General features: G+C 69.1%; 17 protein-coding genes. 12 read left to right on the top strand and 5 right to left on the bottom strand.

The window, feature by feature from the left end:
- Window positions 1–16 precede the first annotated feature (16 nt).
- The gene (locus tag ACYVJH_RS06515; protein ID WP_460453803.1) at window positions 17–1,333 is read right to left on the bottom strand and encodes a hemolysin family protein; all 1,317 of its coding nucleotides are present in this window, start codon (window positions 1,331–1,333) and stop codon (window positions 17–19) included.
- A gap of 178 nt (window positions 1,334–1,511) precedes the next feature.
- Between ACYVJH_RS06515 and ACYVJH_RS06510 the strand changes: the two genes are divergently transcribed.
- Window positions 1,512–2,141: a DUF47 domain-containing protein gene (locus tag ACYVJH_RS06510; protein ID WP_460453802.1), complete on the top strand. Its 630-nt coding sequence runs from the start codon at window positions 1,512–1,514 to the stop codon at window positions 2,139–2,141.
- Window positions 2,142–2,144: 3 nt separating this feature from the next.
- On the top strand, window positions 2,145–3,272 hold the full coding sequence (locus tag ACYVJH_RS06505) for an inorganic phosphate transporter (RefSeq protein WP_460453801.1): 1,128 nt from the start codon (window positions 2,145–2,147) through the stop codon (window positions 3,270–3,272).
- 12 nt (window positions 3,273–3,284) lie between these two features.
- Here the strand turns inward: ACYVJH_RS06505 and ACYVJH_RS06500 are convergent, their stop codons facing one another.
- Complete coding sequence (locus tag ACYVJH_RS06500; protein ID WP_188660834.1) at window positions 3,285–3,692, bottom strand: hypothetical protein; 408 nt, start codon at window positions 3,690–3,692, stop codon at window positions 3,285–3,287.
- Between the two features lie 42 nt (window positions 3,693–3,734).
- Between ACYVJH_RS06500 and ACYVJH_RS06495 the strand changes: the two genes are divergently transcribed.
- From ACYVJH_RS06495 to ACYVJH_RS06485, 3 genes are read left to right on the top strand one after another with little or no spacing between them, the layout of a single operon-like run.
- Window positions 3,735–4,091 carry an MGMT family protein gene (locus ACYVJH_RS06495; RefSeq protein ID WP_460453800.1) on the top strand — a complete coding sequence of 119 codons (357 nt, stop codon included), beginning with the start codon at window positions 3,735–3,737 and terminating at the stop codon, window positions 4,089–4,091.
- Between the two features lie 60 nt (window positions 4,092–4,151).
- The gene (locus ACYVJH_RS06490; RefSeq protein ID WP_460453799.1) at window positions 4,152–4,811 is read left to right on the top strand and encodes a rhomboid family intramembrane serine protease; all 660 of its coding nucleotides are present in this window, start codon (window positions 4,152–4,154) and stop codon (window positions 4,809–4,811) included.
- Window positions 4,808–5,689 (top strand): hypothetical protein, encoded by an 882-nt coding sequence (locus tag ACYVJH_RS06485; RefSeq protein ID WP_460453798.1) that lies wholly within the window; start codon window positions 4,808–4,810, stop codon window positions 5,687–5,689. The genes ACYVJH_RS06490 and ACYVJH_RS06485 overlap by 4 nt, the downstream gene beginning before the upstream one ends.
- Before the next feature lie 13 nt (window positions 5,690–5,702).
- Here ACYVJH_RS06485 and rapA read toward each other — a convergent pair whose 3' ends face one another.
- From rapA to ACYVJH_RS06470, 3 genes are all read right to left on the bottom strand, one after another.
- Window positions 5,703–8,546, bottom strand: a complete 2,844-nt coding sequence (gene rapA / locus ACYVJH_RS06480) for an RNA polymerase-associated protein RapA (protein WP_460453797.1) — start codon at window positions 8,544–8,546, stop codon at window positions 5,703–5,705.
- A 129-nt stretch (window positions 8,547–8,675) separates the two neighbouring features.
- Window positions 8,676–10,778: a M13 family metallopeptidase gene (locus tag ACYVJH_RS06475; RefSeq protein ID WP_460453796.1), complete on the bottom strand. Its 2,103-nt coding sequence runs from the start codon at window positions 10,776–10,778 to the stop codon at window positions 8,676–8,678.
- 50 nt (window positions 10,779–10,828) lie between these two features.
- A complete protein-coding gene (locus ACYVJH_RS06470; RefSeq protein WP_460454278.1) occupies window positions 10,829–12,925 on the bottom strand; it encodes a M13 family metallopeptidase in 2,097 nt (698 codons plus the stop codon).
- A gap of 300 nt (window positions 12,926–13,225) precedes the next feature.
- On the opposite strand from ACYVJH_RS06470, the gene serA reads away from it, so the two are divergent.
- The 7 genes from serA to ACYVJH_RS06435 all read left to right on the top strand — a co-directional run bounded on the left by serA (window position 13,226) and on the right by ACYVJH_RS06435 (window position 20,591).
- A complete protein-coding gene (serA, locus tag ACYVJH_RS06465; RefSeq protein WP_460453795.1) occupies window positions 13,226–14,788 on the top strand; it encodes a phosphoglycerate dehydrogenase in 1,563 nt (520 codons plus the stop codon).
- On the top strand, window positions 14,788–15,435 hold the full coding sequence (locus tag ACYVJH_RS06460) for a histidine phosphatase family protein (protein WP_460453794.1): 648 nt from the start codon (window positions 14,788–14,790) through the stop codon (window positions 15,433–15,435). Before serA ends, ACYVJH_RS06460 begins: the two co-directional genes overlap by 1 nt.
- Window positions 15,436–15,462: 27 nt before the next feature.
- A complete protein-coding gene (gene folC / locus ACYVJH_RS06455) occupies window positions 15,463–16,710 on the top strand; it encodes a bifunctional tetrahydrofolate synthase/dihydrofolate synthase (protein ID WP_460453793.1) in 1,248 nt (415 codons plus the stop codon).
- Between the two features lie 62 nt (window positions 16,711–16,772).
- Window positions 16,773–17,753, top strand: coding sequence for an SPOR domain-containing protein (locus tag ACYVJH_RS06450; protein ID WP_460453792.1), 981 nt, complete (start codon window positions 16,773–16,775; stop codon window positions 17,751–17,753).
- Window positions 17,753–18,325 (top strand): CvpA family protein, encoded by a 573-nt coding sequence (locus tag ACYVJH_RS06445; RefSeq protein WP_460453791.1) that lies wholly within the window; start codon window positions 17,753–17,755, stop codon window positions 18,323–18,325. Before ACYVJH_RS06450 ends, ACYVJH_RS06445 begins: the two co-directional genes overlap by 1 nt.
- Before the next feature lie 3 nt (window positions 18,326–18,328).
- A complete protein-coding gene (purF, locus tag ACYVJH_RS06440) occupies window positions 18,329–19,798 on the top strand; it encodes an amidophosphoribosyltransferase (protein WP_460453790.1) in 1,470 nt (489 codons plus the stop codon).
- A complete protein-coding gene (locus ACYVJH_RS06435; protein ID WP_460453789.1) occupies window positions 19,791–20,591 on the top strand; it encodes a ferritin-like domain-containing protein in 801 nt (266 codons plus the stop codon). Before purF ends, ACYVJH_RS06435 begins: the two co-directional genes overlap by 8 nt.

Here is a 20,591-nt window from a genome sequence, read left to right as displayed (position 1 = left end):
CATGCCTTTATCCGTGCTAAATCCCGTCCTCGCGCTCGGGTTCGGGCAGGCGGGCGACCAGCAGCTTGTCGATGCGCGCACCGTCGAGGTCCACCACCTCGAAGCGCCAGCCGGCCCAGTCGAAGTGTTCGCCCGAGTGCGGGATGCGGCCGAAACTGGCGATGACCATGCCGGCCGCGGTGTGGTAGTCGCCGTCGTCTTCGTCCGGCAGGCGGCTCAGGGACAGCAGTTCGCGCAGCTCTTCGGTGGAAAGGCGCCCATCCACCAGGTAGGAGCCGTCGTCGCGGGTCACCACCAGGGCTTCCTCCGACGCCGATTCGGTGTCCTGCACGCGGCCCAGCACCGCCGCCAGCAGGTCGTTGGCCGAAACCATGCCCTGCACGTCGCCGTATTCGTCCACCACCAGGGCCAGGGTTTGCTGCTCCTCGCGGAAGATCTCCAGCAGCTTCATCGCCTGCGTGGATTCGGATACAAAAAGCGCCGGGCGCAGTTCGCGGAACAGTTCGGCATTGCTGCCGACGCGACCGATCATGGCGGTGAGGGACTTGGTTTCCAGGATGCCCAGCACCTCGGTGTCGCTGCCGCGGTAGACCGGGTAGCGCGCGAAGGGCGTCTCGCGCATCACTTCCAGGTTTTCCTCGAAGGTGGCGGACGCATCCAGCCAGACGATGCGCGTGCGCGGCGTCATCAGGCCGGCACTGCTGCGATCGCCCAGCCGCAGCACGCGGTTGATCATGTTGCGTTCGCCGACGTCGATGACGCCCTGTTCATGGCTCTCGGCGACCAGCATGCGGATCTCTTCTTCCGTCACCTGGTCGGCCTGGCCGCGGTCCAGGCGCAGCAGCTTCATCAGCAGGCGGGTGCTGTGCGAGAGCAGCCAGACGAAGGGCGTGGCGATCAGCGAAATCCACTTCATCGGCATCGCAACGACGCCCGCGATGCGTTCGGGCGCGAGCAGCGCGATGCGCTTGGGCACGAGTTCGCCGACGATGATGCTGAAGTAGGTGATCAGGACGACGGCGATGCCCTTGCCGATGTCGTCCGCCAGGTCGGGGTCGAGGCCCAGCGGGGCCAGGGCCTCGGCGATGCGGATGCCGATGCTGGCGCCGCCGAACATGCCGGTGAGGATGCCGATCGAGGTAATGCCCACCTGCACGGTGGACAGGAAACGTTCCGGGTGTTCGGCCAGTTCCAGGGCCGCCTTGGCGCGCAGGCTGCCTTCGGCCTGCTGCTTGAGGCGGGCCTTGCGCGAGGTGACCACCGACATCTCGGACAGGGCGAAGAAGCCGTTGCACAGGATAAGGAACAGGACGAGGGCGAGTGCGAAGGTCATGGGCTGCCGGACTGGGCCGGCGCGGGGCTCCTGCAGGGGGTTCTGGATGGATATGGCCGGCACTATGCCATAGGCGCCCCGCGGCATCCGGCCGCGCCGGGCTGGGGTCGCCTGTCACATGGCGGTAACATGCGCGCCACGCGAGGGCCGGGGCGGTCCCGGCCAGGCAAGGAACCCCATGTTTTCCCTACAGACCATCTTCGGCAAGGGCGACAAGTTCTACGGCCTGCTCGAGGCCAGCGCCGGCGCCGCCCGCGAGAGCGCCCGGGCCCTGGGTGAACTGCTCTCCACGCCCCCGGCGGAACGCTCGCTCGAGCGTTTCAAGGCGGCCAGGCAGCTGGAGAAGGACCTGCAGGCGGAAATCAGCCGGCAGCTGGTGAACACCTTCGTCACCGCGCTCGAGCGCGAGGACATCGAGGAGCTGTCCAGCGCCCTGTACAAGATCCCCAAGGTCGTCGAGAAGTTCGCCGAACGTTACGCGCTGGCTTCGGAGCGGGTCGGCGACGTCGACTTCATCCCGCGCGCGGCCATGCTCGAGCGCGCCTGCTCCGTGCTCGAGGAAATGGTCTGCATGTTGCGCAAGGGCATGGCGCTGGAAACTACCAAGGGCCTGAACGACAAGCTGCAGGCGATCGAGTCCGAGGCCGATCGGCTGATCCTGGAGATGTACCGGGACACCTACACCAACGAAACCGACCCGATGCGCTACCTCATCCTCAAGGACCTGTACGAGATCCTGGAGAAGGCCATCGACCGCTGTCGCGATGCCGGCAATGTCGTCTACCACATCGTGCTCAAGAACGCCTGATCCATGACCGCTGCCCTGGTCCTGGTGCTGGTCGTGGTGCTCGCCGCACTTGTGTTCGAGTACATCAACGGTTTCCACGACACCGCCAATTCCATCGCCACGGTGGTCGCCACCAAGGTGCTGACCCCTGTCCAGGCGGTCTCGCTGGCGGCGGTGATGAACCTGATCGGCGCGCTGATGGGCACGGCGGTGGCCAAGACCATTTCATCGGGCCTGATCGATACCGAGGTGGTGCTGGTCAGTTCGCAGCTGATCATCTGCGCGCTGTCGGGGGGCATCGTCTGGAACCTGATCACCTGGTGGTTCGGCCTGCCGTCTTCGTCCAGCCATGCCCTGATCGGCGGCCTGGCCGGTGCCGCGCTGGCGGCGGCCGGCAACAACCCAGACGTGCTGATCTGGGCGCGCGAGGCCGAACACTGGACCGGGAACGAAGGCATCTTCTGGAAGGTGATCGTGCCGATGGTCAGCTCACCCCTGGCCGGCTTCACGCTGGGCCTGCTGATGATGGGCGCGCTGATGGTCGTCATCAGCACCATGAACGGCGCCGGCGGCTGGCTGGCGCGCATCTCACGGCCGCGCTGGGTGAATGCGGTGTTCGGCAAGGCACAGGTGCTTTCCGCCGCCTACATGGGTTATGCCCACGGCACCAACGACGCGCAAAAGACCATGGGCATCATCGCGCTGGCGCTGTTCGGCGCCGAGGCCGCGGGCACGCTCGACGACCTGCCGCCGATGCTGGCCTTCCTGCATCCGGGTGGCGACGGTGGCGCGATCGACACCTGGATCATCGTCACCTGCGCGATCGTCATGGCCGCCGGCACCGCCGCGGGCGGCTGGCGCATCATCAAGACCCTGGGCCACAAGATGGTGAAGCTGCACCCGATCCACGGGTTCGCGGCGGAGACCAGCTCGGCCACGATCCTGTCGCTGGCGGCGCACTTCGGCATGCCGGTGTCGACCACGCACAGCATTTCCACCGCCATCATCGGCGTGGGCGTGGCCAAGAACCCGCGGGCCCTGAGGTGGACCGTGATCCAGAAGATCGTCTGGGCCTGGATACTCACCATCCCCGCGGCCGGGGGCCTGGCCTATGCGCTGTTCAAGGGCGCCGGGTGGGTTGGCTGGAACTGAGCCGGGAATCGGCTAGAGCAGGTCGCCGCCGGCCGAGAGCATGCGCTCCATCTGGTCGCCGAGGCCACCGATCTCCAGCACCAGGCGGTCGATTTCGGCGGCGGTGAGGGTGTCGTAGGGGCGGTTCTCGCACAGCTGCAGGTAGGGCATGCCGTCAAGCTCGCCGACGGCCAGGAAACCCACCGGGCTCTGCCAGTTGAAGGCCAGCATGCGCTTGGCGTCCACGCCGGTCATCGGCGCGATGACGGTGCTCACGCGCAGGTAGGGGCGCTCGGTCTCGTCCATCATTTCCGACAGGAAGATGCTCTGGTGGCGCTTGCCCTTGTCCAGCGACAGCTGTACGCAGGCCAGGTAGGGCTCGCTGGCGGTCAGCTTGTACTTGCCCTGGAGGTGGCCGCGGATCTGTTCGAAGTTCTGCATGGTTGCGTACTGCTGGCTTGGGGGAGGGCTATCCTAGCGCCCATGCCGCGAAAGCCCAAGGAAAGCCCCGCCCAGGAACTGCGCCGCAGGGTGCTCGAGGCCGTGCGCGCCGTGCCGCCGGGACAGGTCGCAGGTTATGGCGAAATCGCCAGGCGCGCCGGCTATCCCGGGCGCGCGCGGCTGGTCGCGTGCATCCTTTCCGCCGGCGACGAGCCCGGCCTGCCCTGGCACCGCGTGCTGCGATCGGACGGGCGCATTGCCTTCCCGCCGGGTTCGCCGGGCTTCGACGAGCAGGTCCAGCGGCTCCGGGCGGAGGGCGTGCGGGTGGAAGCGGGCCGGGTGCGCGGGCAGCGGGCCGCCCCCAGCCTCGATCAAATCCTGTGGTCGCCGCCGGACTGAACCCGGCTGGTTCACCGGGGCAACCGTTATGATGGCCGGGTCTTTCCCCGGGAACTCCGCATGTACCTGCCGCCGGTCACCAAGGCCCTGTTGATAGCGCTGGTCGTCGCCTACCTGGCGCAGATGCTGGCGCCGGACGCCGCAATCTTCTATTTCGCGCTGTGGCCGCTGGGTGAGCACGCCACGCAGTATTACGGCGTCGACGGATTGCCGATAACGGTGGGATTCCTGCCCTGGCAAATCCTCAGCTACGGCCTGCTGCACGGCAGCCTGGGGCACTTGTTCTTCAACGGGCTGGCGATCTACATGTTCGGCGGCTCGCTGGAACAGACCTGGGGTTCGCGCCGGTACCTGTCCTTCTTCGTGGTCTGCGTCGCCGGCGCCGGCCTGATCCAGCTGATCGTGGTCACCAGCGGCATCACCGGCCAGGGCGTGTACCCCACGGTGGGCGCCTCGGGCGGTATCTTCGGCCTGCTGCTGGCCTACGGCATGTTGTTCCCGAACCGCCAGATCATGCTGCTGATCCCGCCGATCCCGATGAAGGCGCGCACCTTCGTCATCGTGTTCGGCGCCATCGAACTGCTGATGGGCGTCTTCAACACCGCCTCGGGCGTGGCGCACTTCGCCCACCTGGGCGGCATGCTGTTCGGCTGGCTGATGATCCGCTACTGGCGCGGCCAGCCGCCGTTCCGGCCGCGTGGCCCGAGGGCGGTGCGATGAAGAACAGGCTATTCACTGGCGTCCTCCTGCTGTTGCTGGCGGCACCGGCCCCGGCCCTCGTGCCGGAGCCGGCGCAGGACAGCGTCTGCTGGGACCTGGCCCAGCTGCTCGACCCCGAGCAGCCCGCGGCGGTGGCGGCGCAGCAGCTGGCCATGCTCCGGCGCGCGGCACAGGGCGAGCAGGCCGATTATTCGGCCTACGTGCTGGGCACGCTTTATAGGCTCGGTCCGGCGCATCCGGCGGCGCGGCTCGAACGCGACCCGGACGCTGCGCGCCTGTGGCTGCGCAAGGCCGCGCTTGGCGGCAACCTGCTGGCGATGGCCGGCCTGGCTGAGAACGAGCTGGCGTCCGGCCGTCCGATGGAGGCCATGGTGCTGTCACAGGTCTTGATCCACTACGGTAGCAGGCGCCCCGAGGGTCATCCGAACCCCACCGCCAAGTACCGGACGGGCCTCGGATCCCGTGCCTACGAAGCCCTCGCGAGCACTCCGTCCGGCGCTGACCATGAGCGCATCCTGGCCGATTTCAAGGCGTTCATCGCCGAACATGGCAACGGCATCGAAGCCGGGCTGCGGCGCCCGCTGGCGACCACGGGCAAGCACTGCCCGAACAGCCACGACAACGAGCGATGGCCGCTGCAGTACCAGGGCCGAAGCCACGTCATGGGTTCGCGCAGCCTGGCCAAGCTGCCTTCACCCGGCTACGCGATTTTCCGTATCTCGGTCAACGCCAGGGGCCGGGTGGAGAAGGCCATCGTGATTGATTCGCTGCCCGGGCCCGAGGTCGCCGACGCCCTGCGCCCCTCGGTCAAAGACCTGCGCTACAACAAGCTGCGCGGCGCCCCGCCCCGTGCGGCCCTGGCGCCGGTTTCGGGCTGAGCCACGCACTGCCTCAACGGCGCAGCTGCAGGAAATCGGTGCTGGCGACCAGGCGCAGGCTGTCCAGGCGCGGGCGCGCGCCGGGCAACGCGAGCAGGACGGCGTCGCGTTCGGCCTCCAGCGCGGCGATCTCGGCGGGCCGCACGGCCGGGTTCACATGCGCCAGGGCGCGCAGGCGCTGGATTTCCGCGGACAGGGTTTCATCGGCGCGGGCCACGGCCGCGTCTATGCGCTCCTGTGCGGCCGCTTTCGCCGCGTCGCGGCAACGTTCGAGCATGGGCGGCACCAGCGCCGCAAGCACCTTGCGCTGCGGTCCCAGGTCGAACACACGGTCGCCGGCGCGATGGCGCGCGCGGTCGCCGGGGGCAAAGCCGGGGCGCGCCTGCAGGCGCGTATCAACGGCCACCGACAGCGGTACCGGCGGCAGCCAGCGTTCGATGTCCAGGCGTGGGTCGGCGACACACTCGATCACGTTCACCGCTTCAAGCACGACCGTGCGCGGCGGCAGCACGTCGTCGACCAGGAAAGCCGCGTTGCCGCTTTCGCCCGAGATCAGCAGGTCGGTGGCGGTGAGCATCAGGGGATGGTCGGGCCGCAGGTAAAGCAGGTCGTCGCGGGCCAGCGCTGTGGCGCGGTCGGTGGTGCAGGCGCGCATGCCCTGGCGCAGCTCCTCGAAGCCGTCAACGGTCAGGTGTTCGGGGTCGAGCAGCCAAGTGTTGGGGCCCAGCGCTTCGTTGTGCACGCCGAAACTTTCCAGCAGGCGCAGCGGGAAGTCGTCCAGCGCGGCGTGCTGGTCGTCGGCATGCAGCGCCTTGCGCAAGCTGTCGCGTTCGCCCAGGCCGCGGCTGCCCAGCTCCAGCAGGCGGTCGCGACCCTCGGAGATCAGGCGGGCGACTTCGGCGTGGCGTTCGCGGGTGCGTTCGAGCAGTTCACCGAAAGCCGGCTCGCGCGCATCGGCGTCCATGGCCGCCAGCTGCAGCAGTTCGGCCCCGAAGCCACGCAGCATCTCGCGGCCGTCTGCCAGCACCTGGCGGAAGGCGTCCAGGCCTTCGTGCAGCCAGCGCTGCAGTACTTCCTGGGCGCTGCCGGCAACCGCGGCGGCGTGCAGGTTGACGTCACCGGCCTGGCCGATGCGGTCGAGGCGGCCGATGCGCTGCTCGAGCATGTCCGGGTGCAGTGGCAGGTCCCAGAAGACCAGGTGCTGGGCAAACTGGAAGTTGCGGCCCTCGGCGCCGATTTCGCTCGAGACCAGCAGGCGTGCGCCTTCGGGATCGGCGAAGAACGCGGCATTGCGGTCGCGCTGCAGCAGGTTCATGTCCTCGTGGAAGCGCGCCACCTGCAGTCCACTGCGCAGGCGCAGGGCTTCTTCGATGGCCTGCACCTTGGCGCGCGAACGGCACAGCAGCAGCACCTTGGCCGGCGCCACGGCGTCCAGCGTTTCCAGCAGCCAGTCCATGCGCGGGTCGCGGGTGAAGTCGTGCGCGGGTTCGTCGTCGGTTTCGCCGACGTCGTGCGCGAATTCGGCGCGCAGCATGCCCAGCAGGGTCGGGTCCGAGGGCGCGGGCAGGGTGGCCAGGTGCGGGATGCGCACCGGGAACCCCCCGACGGCGGCGCGGCGGTTGCGCACCATCACCCGGCCCGTCCCGTGGCGGTCGACCAGGTCGGCCAGCAGGGTGTCGCGCGAAGCGGCGTCGCCGGCGGCGATGCGGCCCAGGCGCTGGGTCAGGTGGTCTTCGTCATCGGGGAAGAGGCCCGCCAGGGCTTCCATGTCCTCGGTGGTCAGGGCCTGGTCGTCAAGCAGGCGGCCGGCCAGGGCCGACAGGCCCCGGTAACCGCGGGTTTCGGCGCGGAAGGCGTCCAGGTCGGTGTAACGCGCCGGATCGAGCAGGCGCAGGCGGGCGAAGTGGCCGCCCAGGCCCAGCTGTTCCGGCGTGGCCGTGAGCAGCAGCAGGCCCGGCGTGCGGGCCGACAGCGATTCAACCAGGGCGTATCCCGGGCTGGTGAATTCGGGGGTCCAGACCAGGTGGTGGGCTTCGTCCACCAGCAGCAGGTCCCAGCCCGCGGCCAGGGCCTGGCGGGCGCGTTTGTCATGGCTGGCCAGCCAGTCCACCGAGGCAATGACGCACTGTTCGTCCTCGAAGGGATTGGCCTTGGGTTCGGTCATCTCCAGCGATTCGCAGCGCTCCTCGTCGTAGATCGCGAAGGGCAGGTTGAAGCGGCGCAGCAGCTCGACGAACCACTGGTTGACCAGGCTTTCGGGCACCAGCACCAGCACCCGGCGGGCGCGGCCCGAGGCCAGCATCTGCGCGGTCACCAGGCAGGCTTCGATGGTCTTGCCCAGGCCGACTTCGTCGGCCAGCAGCAGGCGCGGCGGCCGGCGCGCGGCGGCGGCCTCGGCCACCTGCAGCTGGTGCGGCACCAGGTCGATGCGCGCGCCCAGCACGCCCCAGCCCGGATGCGCGCGCGCTTCGGCGCGGCGGCGCAGGCATTCGACCCGGAATTCGAACTGGTCGTTGCGGTCGACGCGGCCCGAGAGCAGGCGCGAATCGGCCTGCGAAACCGGCTGTTCGGCATCGAGCGCACCTTCGGGGTGCCACTGGCCGTCGCACAGGTAGTGCACGTGTCCTTCGCGGTCCTCGACCTGTTCGACGGTCTTGTCGCTGCCCTCGACGCGCACGCGCTCGCCGGGACGGAACACGGCGCGCAGCAGCGGCGCCGAGCCCAGGGCGTACATGCGCACCACGCCGGTGCCGGTGAAGACGATCTGGACCTGGCGGCCTGCCAGGCGCAGCACCGTGCCCAGGCCCAGTTCGGGCTCGGCGCTGGAGAACCAGCGTTGGCCGGGGGAAAAAAGCATGTGCGGCTCCACTCGGGGGAGGGCGATTCTACAGCCCCGCGGCAGGCTGGCCCAATCTGATGTGCCCCTGCATGAACGCAAACGGCCCGGGCAAGCCCGGGCCGTCCTTGGAGCTCGGTGCCTGGCGGCTTACCAGATCGAGACCCGGTCGGCCTCCGGCCGCACCATGGCGTCGCCTTCCTGGCAGCTGAAGGCGGCCGCGAAGACCGGCAGGTTCGAAGGCGCACCGATGGCCCGGAATCCGGCCGGGGCGTGCGGATCGGTCTGCAGGCGCACGCGCAGTTCCTCGTCCTTGAAGTTGCGGCGCCAGACGGTGGCCCAGTTCATGAAGAAGCGCTGGTCCTGGGTGTAACCATCGATCTCCCCGACCTTCTTGTTCTCGAGGTCACGCTGCAGGGCATCGTAGGCCACCGCCAGGCCACCCAGGTCGGCGATGTTCTCGCCCAGGGTCAGGTTGCCGTTGACGTGCAGGCCGTCGATGGACTCGTAGGCATCGAACTGCGCCACCAGCTGGTCGGTGCGCGACTGGAAACCTTCCTTGTCCTTGTCGCTCCACCAATTCTCGAAGTTGCCCGAGGCACCGAAGCGGCTGCCCTGGTCGTCGTAGCCGTGGATCATTTCGTGGCCGATCACCGCGCCGATGCCGCCGTAGTTCAGGGCCGGGTCGGCGTCGATGTCGAAGAACGGCGGCTGCAGGATCGCGGCCGGGAACACGATCTCGTTGGCCAGCGGGTTGTAGTAGGCGTTGACCGTCTGCGGGCTCATGCCCCATTCGCTCTTGTCCACCGGCTTGCCGATCTTGGCCAGGTTGAAGCGGTAGTTGAAGGCGTTGGCGGCCATCAGGTTGGCCACGTAGGCCTCGCGGCCGGTGGCCAGGCCACTCCAGTCACGCCACTTGTCCGGGTAGCCGATCTTCGGGGTGAAGGCCGCCCACTTCTCGAGGGCCTTTTCCTTGGTTTCCGCGCCCATCCACTCCAGGCCCTCGATGCGGGTCTTGAGCGCATCGGACAGGTTGCCGACCAGGTCCTGCATGCGCTCCTTGGCTTCCGGCGGGAAGGCCACGGCCACGTATTCCTGGCCCAGGGCTTCGCCCATCTGGCCGTTGATGGTGTTCAGGACGCGCTTCCAGCGCGGCTGCATTTCCTGCTGGCCGCGCAGGGTCTTGCCGTAGAAATTGAAACTTTCCTCGGCGAAGGCGCTGGCCAGGAAAGGCGCGGCATTGTCGATGGCGTGGAAACGCAGGTAGGCCTGCCAGTCCGCGACCGGCACGTCGGCCAGCATCGTGCTGACTTCGGCGTGGAAGTCGGGCTGGGCCAGCGAGAACATCTCCGGCGCCGGCACGCCCTGGGAATCGAAGAAACGCGACCAGGCGAAGTTCGGGCTGACCGCGTCGGCCTGCTCGAGGTTGACCGGGTTGTAGTACTTGGACACGTCGCGGGAGAGTTCCTCGCTCGACAGCGACTTGCTGGCCAGGCGGGTCTCGAAGTCCATCACGGCGCGGGCCTGGGTGGCGGCGGCGTCGGCGTCGGCGCCGGCCAGCTCCAGCACCTTGGCGATGTGCGCGACGTAGGCTTCGCGGATGGCGGCGTGTTTTTCGTCGAAGTAATAACCCTTGTCCGGCAGGCCCAGGCCACCCTGGGTGGCGTAGGCGATGTTCATGGTCGAGTTCTTGAAGTCGGCCTCGGGGCCGAAACCGAACACGAAGGCCTGGCCCTTGGCGTAGCTGTCGCGCAGCCACTGGGCGACGGCATCGCCCGAGTCGAGCGCGGCGATGCCGTCGAGCGTCGGCTGCAGGGGCGACAGGCCGGCGGCCTCGATGCTGGCCTCGTCCATGCCGGTGGCCCAGATGTCACCGATCAGCTTGGCGGTGCCATCGGCGTCCGGGCGGGCGGCGAGGTTTTGAACCAGGGCGTGCTGGATTTCCAGCGAACGCTCGGCCAGGGCCTCGAAGCTGCCCCAGGTGGTGCGGTCGGCCGGCACCGGGTTGGCGGCCAGCCATTTGCCGTTGACGAACTGGTTCAGGTCGGTGCATGCGGGCACGTCGGCGTCGAGGTCGGCGGCCTGCAGGGCGATCATCGGCGTCTTGACGCCCGACATGTCGATCGCGGGCGCGTCGGTCTTGCCAGCGGTTTCCACCGTCGTCGACTCCGGGGCATCCGGGTTCTGGCAGGCGGCCAGGGCGACGGTGACGGCGAACGCCAGCGCCAGGGGTTTGATGGTTCGGGAATTCATGGGTGTCTCCGTGCCCCCTCGTCAGAGGGGGCGAAAAGTAGGTGGGGGGATTACCAGATGACGACGCGGTTTTCGCCGGAGCGAACCATCTTGTCGCCTTCCTTGCACGCGAAGGCATCGGCGAAGGCCGGCAGGTTGGACGGGGCGCCGATCGCGCGGAACATGCCCGGGCTGTGCGGCCCGACGGTGATCTGCTGCTTGAGCTGGGCTTCGGTGAAGGCGATGCGCCAGACCGTGGCCCAGTTCATGAAGAAGCGCTGGTCCTGGCTGTAGCCGTCGATCATCGGGTCGGTGAAACCTTCGCCCTGGGCGCGCTGGAGCGCATCGAAGGCAACGGTGACGCCGCCCAGGTCGGCGATGTTCTCGCCCAGGCCCAGCTTGCCGTTCACGAACAGGCCCGGCAGGGCCTCGTAGCCGCTGTACTGGTCGGCCAGCTTGGTGGTGGCGGCCTCGAACTTCTCGCGGTCCGTGTCCGTCCACCAGTTGGCCATGTTGCCCTGGGCGTCGAACTTGCTGCCCTGGTCATCGAAGCCATGCAGCATCTCGTGGCCGATCACCGCGCCGATGCCGCCGTAGTTGAGCGCGTCGTCGGCGTTCACGTCGAAGAACGGGGGCTGCAGGATGGCGGCCGGGAATACGATCTCGTTGGCGGTGGCGCGGTAGTAGGCGTTCACCGTCTGCGGGCTCATGCCCCATTCGCTGCGGTCGACCGGCTTGCCGATCTTGTCGAGCATGTAGCGGTAGTTGAAGGCCGAGGCGGCGAGCAGGTTGCCGGCGTAACTTTCTTCGCTGACGTCCAGGCCGCTCCAGTCGCGCCACTTGTCCGGGTAGCCGACCTTGGGCGTGAACGAGGACCACTTCTCGATGGCCTTGGCCTTGGTGTCCTCGCTCATCCACTCCAGGTTTTCCAGGCGGGTCTTGAGCGAGGCCATCAGGTTGCCGACCAGCTCTTCCATCTTGGCCTTGGATTCGGGCGGGAAGGCCTGTTCGACGTAAAGCTGGCCGAAGCCTTCGCCCATGGAGCCGTTGAGCGCGCCCAGGACGCGCTTCCAGCGTTCCTGCATCTCCTTCTGGCCGCGCAGGGTCTTGCCGTAGAACTCGAAGTTGCGCTCGGCGAAGGCGTTCGACAGGTAGGGCGAGGCATCGTCGATGGTGCGGAAGCGCAGCCAGGTCTTCCAGGTGTCCAGCGGCACGTCGGCCAGCATGGCGTCCACTTCCTTGAAGAAGGTCGGCATCGGCAGCGAGAAGGTCTGCGGCGCGTCGACGTCGAGCGCGGTGAAGAACTGCGTCCAGCTGAAGTTCGGCGTGCTGGCGTCGGCGTCGGCCAGCGTCACCGGGTTGTAGCGGTTGGCCGGGTCGCGCAGCTCCAGGCGGCCCAGCGAGGCCTGGGCCAGGCGGGTTTCAAAGGCCAGCACGTCCTGGGCCTGGGACTTGGCGGTTTCCTCGTCGGCGCCGGCCAGCTGCATCAGCGCGGCCACGTGTTCGACGAAAGCGGCGCGGGCGGCCTTGTAGTCCTCGCGGTCTTCCAGGTAGTAGGCGCGCTCGGGCAGCGACAGGCCACCCTGGCTGGCGTAGGCGATGTTGGTGGTGGAGTCGTTGTAGTCGGCCATCGCGTAGAAGCCGAACAGCATGCCCTGGCCACGCGCATAGGCATCGCCGATGTAGGCCGGGATGTCGGCGTTCGAGGTCAGCGCGTCGATGCGGTCGAGTTCCGGCTGCACCGGCGACAGGCCGGCGGACTCGATCTTGGCCTCGTCCATGCCGGCGGCGAAGAAGTCGCCGACCTTCTGTTCCATGCTGCCCTGCGGCCATTCACCGGCGGCGGCGGCCTTGGCGATTTCGTGCTGCACCTGCAGGGAGCGTTCGCCCAGGGCCGGGAAGGCACCCCAGGTGGTGCGGTCGCCCGGCACGGGATTGGCGGCGAGCCACTTGGCGTTCACGAAGCCGTTGAAGTCCTGGCAGGCCTGGATGCTGGTGTCCAGGTCATCGGCCTTGAGTGCGATGGGCTGCTGCTGCACCTGGCTCAGGTCGACCTGCAGCTTGGGCGCCTCGGGCGCGGCGGCGGGCTCTTCGGCTTTCTGGCAGGCGGCCAGGGCGAGGGAAACGCTGAGCGCCAGGGCGAGCGGCTTGAGGCGGGTCATGGGCAGAACCTTATGCATGGGACGAAGCTGCCGAGCGTAGGGCATGCGGCCGGCCGGCGGGTAGGCCAGAGGTCATGGGTCGGGACTGGCGGCAGGGCCCGCGGCTCTGCTACCGTCGAAGCGTTGGTCCTGGACTCCCATGCTCTTGAAGCCCCGTCTCCAGACCCGAAGTCACGCCGGTGGCCTTGTCACGCATCGGCTTTCTGATGGTCCTAGCGTCGTTCCCTTCACGTGCATGAATGCGCTCGCCCCGGCGATCGCCTGGCCGTCCCGGCCCCCCATGAACCGTGAACGAGGAGTGTGGCGATGCGCGTATTGGCCTGTGATGGCATCCATGAAGACGGCCTGGAACTGTTCCGAAAGGCTGGCTGGACCGTCGAAACCAGCGATCCGATAAAAGACCCCAAGGCCCTGGCGGAAAAGCTGGCCGGTTTTGACGCCGTGCTGGTGCGCTCGGCCACCCCGGTGCCGGGTGAAGCCCTGGCCAAGGCCGGGCAACTGAAGGTGATCGGCCGCGCCGGCGCCGGCGTCGACACCATCGACGTCGAAGCCGCCACCGCCCGCGGCATCGCCGTGATGAACGCGCCCGACGGCAATACGCTGGCCGCGGCCGAACACGCCATCTCGCTGCTGTTCGCGCTGGCGCGGCACGTGCCGCGCGCCGACGCCGGCATGAAGGCCGGCGAGTGGCCCAAGGCCGGACTGACCGGCTTCGAGCTCGAGGGCAAGAAGCTCGGCGTGATCGGCCTGGGCCGCATCGGCGCCACCGTCGCGCGCAAGGCCCTGGGCATCGGCATGGAAGTAGCCGCCTACGATCCCTTCCTGCCCGCCTCGGCCGCCGGCAAGGGCAGCGTGCCGCTGATGGCGCTCGACGACCTGCTGGCCTGGGCCGACGTGGTGACCCTGCACATCCCGCGCACCAAGGACACCACCAACCTGCTCGACGAAGCCCGCCTGCGCCTGCTCAAGCCCGGCGCCTTCGTGATCAACGCCGCGCGCGGTGGCCTGCTCGACGAACAGGCCTTGCTGAAGCTGCTCGAGGAGGGCCATCTCGCCGGCGCCGCGCTCGACACCTTCGCCACGGAGCCGCTGCCCAAGGATTCGGCCCTGCGCAACCACCCGCGCCTGGTGCTCACCCCGCACCTGGGCGCCAGCACCGGCGAAGCCCAGCAGGCGGTCAGCACGATCCTGGCGCGACAGATCATCGACTTTGTCGCCACGGGCGCGGTCGCCGGCTGCGTCAACCTGCCACCGCTGACGCCGGAAACCGCGCGCGAAGTCGGGCCGTGGATGCCGCTGATGACTGCGCTGGGCAAGCTGGCTGGCCGGCTGGTGCCGGCGCCGGTGAAACTGCAGGTCACCTATGCCGGCCGCACCGAGGGCCTGGACACCCGGCCGCTGACGCGCCTGCTGGTGGCCGCCCTGCTGGGGCCCGCCTCGGGCCGGGTGACGCCGGTCAACGCGCTGCACGAAGCGGCGGCGCGCGGCCTGGAAGTCTCCGAGACCCTGGGTGGCGATGGCGACGGTTTCGACCGCCTGCTGCGCATCCGCGTCGAGGGCGGCGGCCAGTCCCGCGAGATCGAGGCGACGCTGCACCGCGGCCCGCGCGTGGTGCGCCTGGATGGCGTCGAGCTGGACTTCGATCCGCTGGCGCACGTGCTGCTGATGCGCAACGAGGACAAGCCCGGCGTCATCGGCCTGGTCGGTTCGCACCTGGGCGCGGCCGGCGTCAACATCGTCAACTTCTCGCTCGGCGCCACCGGCGACGGTGGCGCGGTCGCCGCGATCACCGTCGACCGCGAGGTCGCCACGCCGCAGCTGCAGTCGCTGCGTGGCATCCCGGGCATCGTTTCGATGGAGCAGCTGTGATGCGCATCCTGCTTGCCCGCCACGGGGAAACGCCCTGGAACGCCGAAGGCCGCTACCAGGGCCAGCACGACATCGCGCTTTCCGAGACCGGCGAACGACAGGCCCGGCTTCTGGGCGACCGCCTGCGCGAGCTGCCGATCACGCGCGCGGTGGCCTCGCCGCTGTCGCGCGCGCGGCGCACGGCGGAGCTCGCCCTGGGCGAGGAACGCGCCGACCTGCTCAGGCTCGATCGCGACCTGCAGGAAATCGCCCACGGCGACTGGGAAGGCCTGCTGGCCAGCGAGATCCGCGCCCGCGACCCCAACCGCCTGCGCGCCTGGCGTGATTCCCCGGAAACCGTCCAGATGCCCGGCGGCGGCGAATCGATCGTGCAGGTCTTCGACCGTGCCTGGCCGGCCTTCGCCCGCGCTTGCGAAGGCCTGGGCGAGGGCGACACGCTGCTGGTGGTGGCGCATGACGCGGTCAACCGCGTGATCCTGTGCCGCGTGCTTGGCCTGCCGCTGTCGCGCCTGTGGTCCTTCCGGCAGGCGCCGACTACGCTCAACCTGCTCGAAGGCCCCAGTGCCGACGCCCTGGACGTGGTGCGCCTGAACGACTGCAACCACCACACGCCGCTGTTCGGCGAGGCGGTCCACCGGGCGCTCTAGGCCAGGCAAAAGCGCGATAATGCCGCCATGGCGCGCACCCTCGAGCAGTGGCTGGACTACCAGCAGCAGGTCCACCCCAAGTCCATCGACATGGGCCTTGAACGCGTCGGCGAAGTGGCGCGGCGCCTCGGCCTGGGCCGGCCCGCGCGCCGGGTCATCAGTGTCGGCGGGACCAACGGCAAGGGTTCGACGGTCGCCTTCCTCGAGGCGATGGCGAGGGCGGCGGGGCTGAAGGTTGGTGCCTACACCTCGCCGCACCTGCTGCGCTACAACGAACGCGTGCGCATCAATGGCGAGGAGGCGGCCGATCCCGCGCTGGTGGCCGCCTTCGAACGCATCGAAGCCGCGCGTGGCGACACGCCGCTCACCTATTTCGAGTTCGGCACCCTTGCCGCGCTGTTGTTGTTCGAGGCCGCGAAGCTCGACCTGGCCATCCTCGAGGTCGGCCTGGGCGGGCGCCTGGACGCCACCAACCTCGTCGATCCCGACTGTGCGGTCATCACCACCGTCGACCTGGACCACCAGGACTACCTGGGCGACGACCGCGAAAGCATCGGCTTCGAGAAGGCCGGCATCCTGCGCGCCGGCAAACCCTGCGTGCTGGCCGAAAAGGACCCGCCCTCGTCGGTGCTGCGCCACGCTTACGCCATCGGCGCTTTCGCCATCCGCGGTCATTCCGACTACCTGGTCGATCCGCTGGACGCGGGCTGGCGCTGGCGCGAGCCGGGTTATTCGATCGACCTGCCGGACCCGGTGATGCCGGCGCCGGCTCAGCGGAACAACGCCGCGGCCGCCATCGCCGCGCTGCGGGCGCTCGACCTGCCGGTTCCCGACCAGGCCCTGCGCGAGGGCGTGGCGAGGGCGCGCGCGCCGGGGCGCCTGCAGGTGCTGCCCGGTTCGCCCGAAATCGTGCTGGACGTCGCGCACAATCCGCAGGGCGCCCGCCAACTCGCCGATTGGCTGGCGGCAAACCCCCGACCCACCGTGGCGGTGTTCAGCGCCCTGGCCGACAAGGACCTGGCCGGCATCTGCCGGCCGCTCGCGCCCTGGCTGCAGGCCTGGCACCTGGGGCCCATAACCGACGCCGGCGCCCGCGGGCTGCCGGTGGACGAACTGGCGCGGCGCCTGGGCGAAGAACTGCCCGCCGACATCCTGTTCGCGCACCGCAGCCTGGCCGACGCCCGGCGTGCGGCGCGTGCGGCGGCGGGCGAGGACGGCCGCGTCCTGGTGTTCGGCTCTTTCCACACGGTGGCTGAAGCCCTGGCATCGGCCTGAACCGGTCGGGCGGGCATCCCGGCTATAATTCGCGCCACCCCTCCGGCCGGACCGAACTCGCGATGGATTCCGCCCTGAAACAGCGCCTGATCGGCGCCGCCGTGTTGGTGGCGCTGGCGATGATCTTCCTGCCCATGCTGCTGCAGGGCCCCGACGTCGGCGAGCCCGACGCCGCGCAGGTGCCGATGTCCATGCCGGCCGCGCCGGACGAGGAATTCGAGACCCGCGAACTGCCGCTGGCCGTTCCCCAGCCGGTTGGCGAAGGTTCGGTGCTGGGCGGACCTTCCGCGCCGGCGGGCAACGACCCCAATGCCGTGGCCACGGTGGATGTGGCGGGCGACGCCGCGCCGCGCGTGGATGCCCCTGTCGCCGACGACCCGGCCGACACCGCCGAACCGCTTCAGGCGGTGGACGCCGCAAGCGGCGAAGTCCTTGCTGCCGCCCCGACCGCGCAGCCGCAGCCGGAGCCGGAGCCGGAATCCAGTCCCGCCCCGCCTTCCGAGCCCTTGCCGGCCAGCAGCGCGGGTGGCCGCTACGCGGTGAACGTCGGCAGTTTCTCCAACCAGGCCAATGCCCGCGCCCTTGCCGACAAGCTGCGCGCCGCCGGGCTGCCGGTCACCAGTGAGTCGGTGCAGGTCAACGGCAAGCCGGCCCTGCGCGTGCGCGTGGGGCCCTATGCCGAACGCACCGTCGCCGAAGCCGCGCGCCTGCGCGCCGAGGGCGTGTCGGGCACGCGTACGGTGGTGGTCGCGCTCGACGCCGGCAGTTCCCCGGCGCCGGCGACCCGGCCGGCAGCCGCGGCCACCGTCGGGTTCGCCGTGCAGCTGGGTGCGTTCAGCACCGAAGCCGACGCCAATGCGCTGCGCGACCGCGCAAAGGCCGCGGGGTTCGTCGCGTTCCACCAACGTATTGCCACCGACAATGGCCTGGTCTGGCGCGTGCGCGTGGGACCGGAAGCCGACCGCGCCGCCGCCGAACGTCTGCGCGATGCGATCGCCGCCAAGCTGGGCATGCGCGAAACGATCATCGTGTCCCACCCCTGATGCCGATGCTTAACTGGGCCGACTATGCCTTGCTGCTGGTGCTGGCGGTCTCGATGGCCATCGGGCTGTGGCGGGGCTTCGTGGTCGAGGTGTTGTCGCTGACGGTCTGGGTCGCCGCGTTCTGGCTGGCGATCGCTTTTGGTGCCCAGGTCTCTGGCCTGTTCACCGGCGTCGGCGCGGCGTCGGCCCAGTTGTTCCTGGGCTATGCCAGCGTATTCCTCGGCGTGTTGCTGCTCGGCGGCCTGGTGACCTGGGCGATCGGCAAGCTGATCGCAAATACCGGACTTTCGGCCACCGACCGCGTGCTTGGCCTGGGCTTTGGCCTGGCGCGCGGCGTGGTGCTGGCCTGCGTGGCGGTGATGCTGCTGGGTTTCACCCCGGTGCCCCGCGACGACTGGTGGACCCAGTCGCGCTTCATGCCCTCGGTGCAGCTGGGTGCGGAATGGATGGCCGGCTTCCTGCCGCCCGTTGCCGCGCAGGAGCTGTTTTTCCCGGTGCCCGGCATGACCCTGCCCGAACCTTCCAATGGCCTGCCGCCTGATGCGGACGGCCAGACTTTCCCGGAGACCTGAACCATGTGCGGCATCATCGGAATCGCCGGCGCGAGTGACGTCGCGGCGGCCCTGTACGACGGCCTGACGGTGCTGCAGCACCGCGGCCAGGACGCCGCCGGCATCGCCACGATGGAGGGCCACCGCCTTCGCGTGCACAAGGGCAATGGCCTGGTGAAGGAAGTCTTCGACGAACGCGCGATGGCGCTGCTGACCGGGACGGTCGGCATCGGCCATTGCCGCTATCCGACGGCCGGCTCCGAAGGCAGCGACGAAGCGCAGCCCTTCTACGTCAACTCGCCCTACGGCATCGCGCTGGCGCACAACGGCAACCTGACCAATACCGATGCCCTGCGCCAGATGGTGTTCGAGCAGGACAAGCGCAACATCAACACCGAGTCCGACTCCGAGGTGCTGCTCAACGTGTTTGCGCACGAGCTGCAGGTGCTGGGCCGGCTCGACGCCAAGGCCGCGGCGTCGGCCGTGGCCAGCGTGCACCGGCGCTGCAAGGGTGGTTACGCCGCGGTGGCGATGGTGATGGGCCTTGGCCTGGTGGCCTTCCGCGACCCGCACGGCATCCGGCCGCTGGTGCTGGGCAAGCGGGAGGTCAACGGCAGCGCCGAATACGCGGTGGCCTCCGAGTCCGTGGCCCTGGACATCCTGGGCTTCCGCCGCGAGCGCGACCTGCTGCCGGGCGAGGTGGTGGTGATCACGGCCGATGGCCAGCTCTATTCCGAAGCGGCCGTGCAGGAACAGCCGCATGCACCCTGCATCTTCGAGTACGTGTACTTCGCGCGCCCGGACTCGATGATCGAGAACATCTCGGTGCACAAGGCGCGCATGCGCATGGGCGTGACCCTGGGCCAGAAGATCCTGCGCCTGCGCCCCGACCACGACATCGACACCGTCATTCCCATCCCCGACACCTCGCGCGACGCCGCGCTCGAGCTCGCCAACGTGCTGGGCGTGAAGTACCGCGAGGGCTTCATCAAGAACCGCTACGTCGGCCGCACCTTCATCATGCCGGGGCAGGGCGAGCGCAAGAAATCGGTGCGTCGCAAGCTCAACCCGATCCCGCTGGAATTCAAGGATCGCGTCGTGCTGCTGGTGGATGATTCGATCGTGCGCGGCACGACCAGCCAGCAGATCGTGCAGATGGCGCGCGACGCCGGCGCGCGCAAGGTCTACCTGGCCTCGGCGGCGCCGCCGGTGCGGCATCCGAACATCTACGGCATCGACATGCCGTCGGTGGACGAGCTCGTGGCGCATGGCCGCAGCGAGCAGGACATCGAGAAGCTGCTCGGCTGCGACTGGCTGATCTACCAGGACCTGGCCGACCTGGAGGCCGCGGTCGCCGGTCCGAAGTTCCCGGGCCGGCGCTTCGACAGTTCCTGCTTCAGTGGCGAATACGTCACCGGCGTCGAGTCCGGTTATTTCGAACGCCTCCAGCAACTTCGCTCCGACGACGCCAAGCGGAAACGCCGGGGTGCCTGACCTCTTCCAGGCCGCGGCGTCGTGCATTGGCGCGTCAGACCCGGCGGAGAAGCTTCGGCTGACCCAGGCAACGGCGGCGGCGTTCAGGGCGGGTGAGTTGGCGATTCCCGAAGACGCGCCGGAACCCGAGGCGATCGGCGCGCCCGGGCGGCCCGCGCGGCCGCGGCTGGTCCTGCCGCGCGAGGTGCCGCAGCGTGGCCTGGGCAGCGTCGAGGGCCGGGCGGCCTTCCTGCATGCGATCGCCCACATCGAGTTCAACGCCATCAATCTCGCCTGGGATGCGGTCTACCGTTTCCGCGGCATGCCACCGGCTTACTACCAGGACTGGGTTGGCGTGGCCGACGACGAGGCCAGGCACTTCGCCCTGTTGACGGCGCGGCTGGGCGAACAGGGGTTTGCCTATGGCGACTTCGACGCCCACAACGGCCTGTGGGAAATGGCCGAGAAAACCGCCGGAAGCGGCCTCAGGCGCATGGCCCTGGTGCCGCGCGTGCTCGAGGCCCGCGGCCTGGACGTGACGCCGGGCATGATCGCGCGCCTGCGCTCGAACGGTGATCCGGCATCGGCCGCCATCCTGGAAGTGATCCTGGCCGAGGAAGTCGCGCACGTCGCCGCGGGTACCCGCTGGTACCACTGGCACTGCGAACGCGCGGGACTCTCGCCCGGTCGCGAGTTCATCCGGCTGGTGCGCGAGACGGTGCGCGGCAGCATGCGCGGGCCGTTCAACCGGCCGGCGCGCCTGGCCGCCGGTTTCGAAGAAGACGAGATCCGCGGCCTCGAAACCATGGAGTAG

This window comes from Arenimonas aestuarii (genome assembly GCF_054781715.1).
The sequence above is the reverse complement of the archived record's forward strand: the minus strand, read 5'-3'. Positions and strand labels throughout refer to the sequence as shown.

Bases quoted from the DNA above. Each gene is read 5' to 3' on its own strand.
- ACYVJH_RS06515 (WP_460453803.1), bottom strand. From the start codon at position 1,333: ATGACCTTCGCACTCGCCCTCGTCCTGTTCCTTATCCTGTGCAACGGC.
- ACYVJH_RS06510 (WP_460453802.1), top strand. From the start codon at position 1,512: ATGTTTTCCCTACAGACCATCTTCGGCAAGGGCGACAAGTTCTACGGC.
- ACYVJH_RS06505 (WP_460453801.1), top strand. From the start codon at position 2,145: ATGACCGCTGCCCTGGTCCTGGTGCTGGTCGTGGTGCTCGCCGCACTT.
- ACYVJH_RS06500 (WP_188660834.1), bottom strand. From the start codon at position 3,692: ATGCAGAACTTCGAACAGATCCGCGGCCACCTCCAGGGCAAGTACAAG.
- ACYVJH_RS06495 (WP_460453800.1), top strand. From the start codon at position 3,735: ATGCCGCGAAAGCCCAAGGAAAGCCCCGCCCAGGAACTGCGCCGCAGG.
- ACYVJH_RS06490 (WP_460453799.1), top strand. From the start codon at position 4,152: ATGTACCTGCCGCCGGTCACCAAGGCCCTGTTGATAGCGCTGGTCGTC.
- ACYVJH_RS06485 (WP_460453798.1), top strand. From the start codon at position 4,808: ATGAAGAACAGGCTATTCACTGGCGTCCTCCTGCTGTTGCTGGCGGCA.
- rapA (WP_460453797.1), bottom strand. From the start codon at position 8,546: ATGCTTTTTTCCCCCGGCCAACGCTGGTTCTCCAGCGCCGAGCCCGAA.
- ACYVJH_RS06475 (WP_460453796.1), bottom strand. From the start codon at position 10,778: ATGAATTCCCGAACCATCAAACCCCTGGCGCTGGCGTTCGCCGTCACC.
- serA (WP_460453795.1), top strand. From the start codon at position 13,226: ATGCGCGTATTGGCCTGTGATGGCATCCATGAAGACGGCCTGGAACTG.
- ACYVJH_RS06460 (WP_460453794.1), top strand. From the start codon at position 14,788: ATGCGCATCCTGCTTGCCCGCCACGGGGAAACGCCCTGGAACGCCGAA.
- folC (WP_460453793.1), top strand. From the start codon at position 15,463: ATGGCGCGCACCCTCGAGCAGTGGCTGGACTACCAGCAGCAGGTCCAC.
- ACYVJH_RS06450 (WP_460453792.1), top strand. From the start codon at position 16,773: ATGGATTCCGCCCTGAAACAGCGCCTGATCGGCGCCGCCGTGTTGGTG.
- ACYVJH_RS06445 (WP_460453791.1), top strand. From the start codon at position 17,753: ATGCCGATGCTTAACTGGGCCGACTATGCCTTGCTGCTGGTGCTGGCG.
- purF (WP_460453790.1), top strand. From the start codon at position 18,329: ATGTGCGGCATCATCGGAATCGCCGGCGCGAGTGACGTCGCGGCGGCC.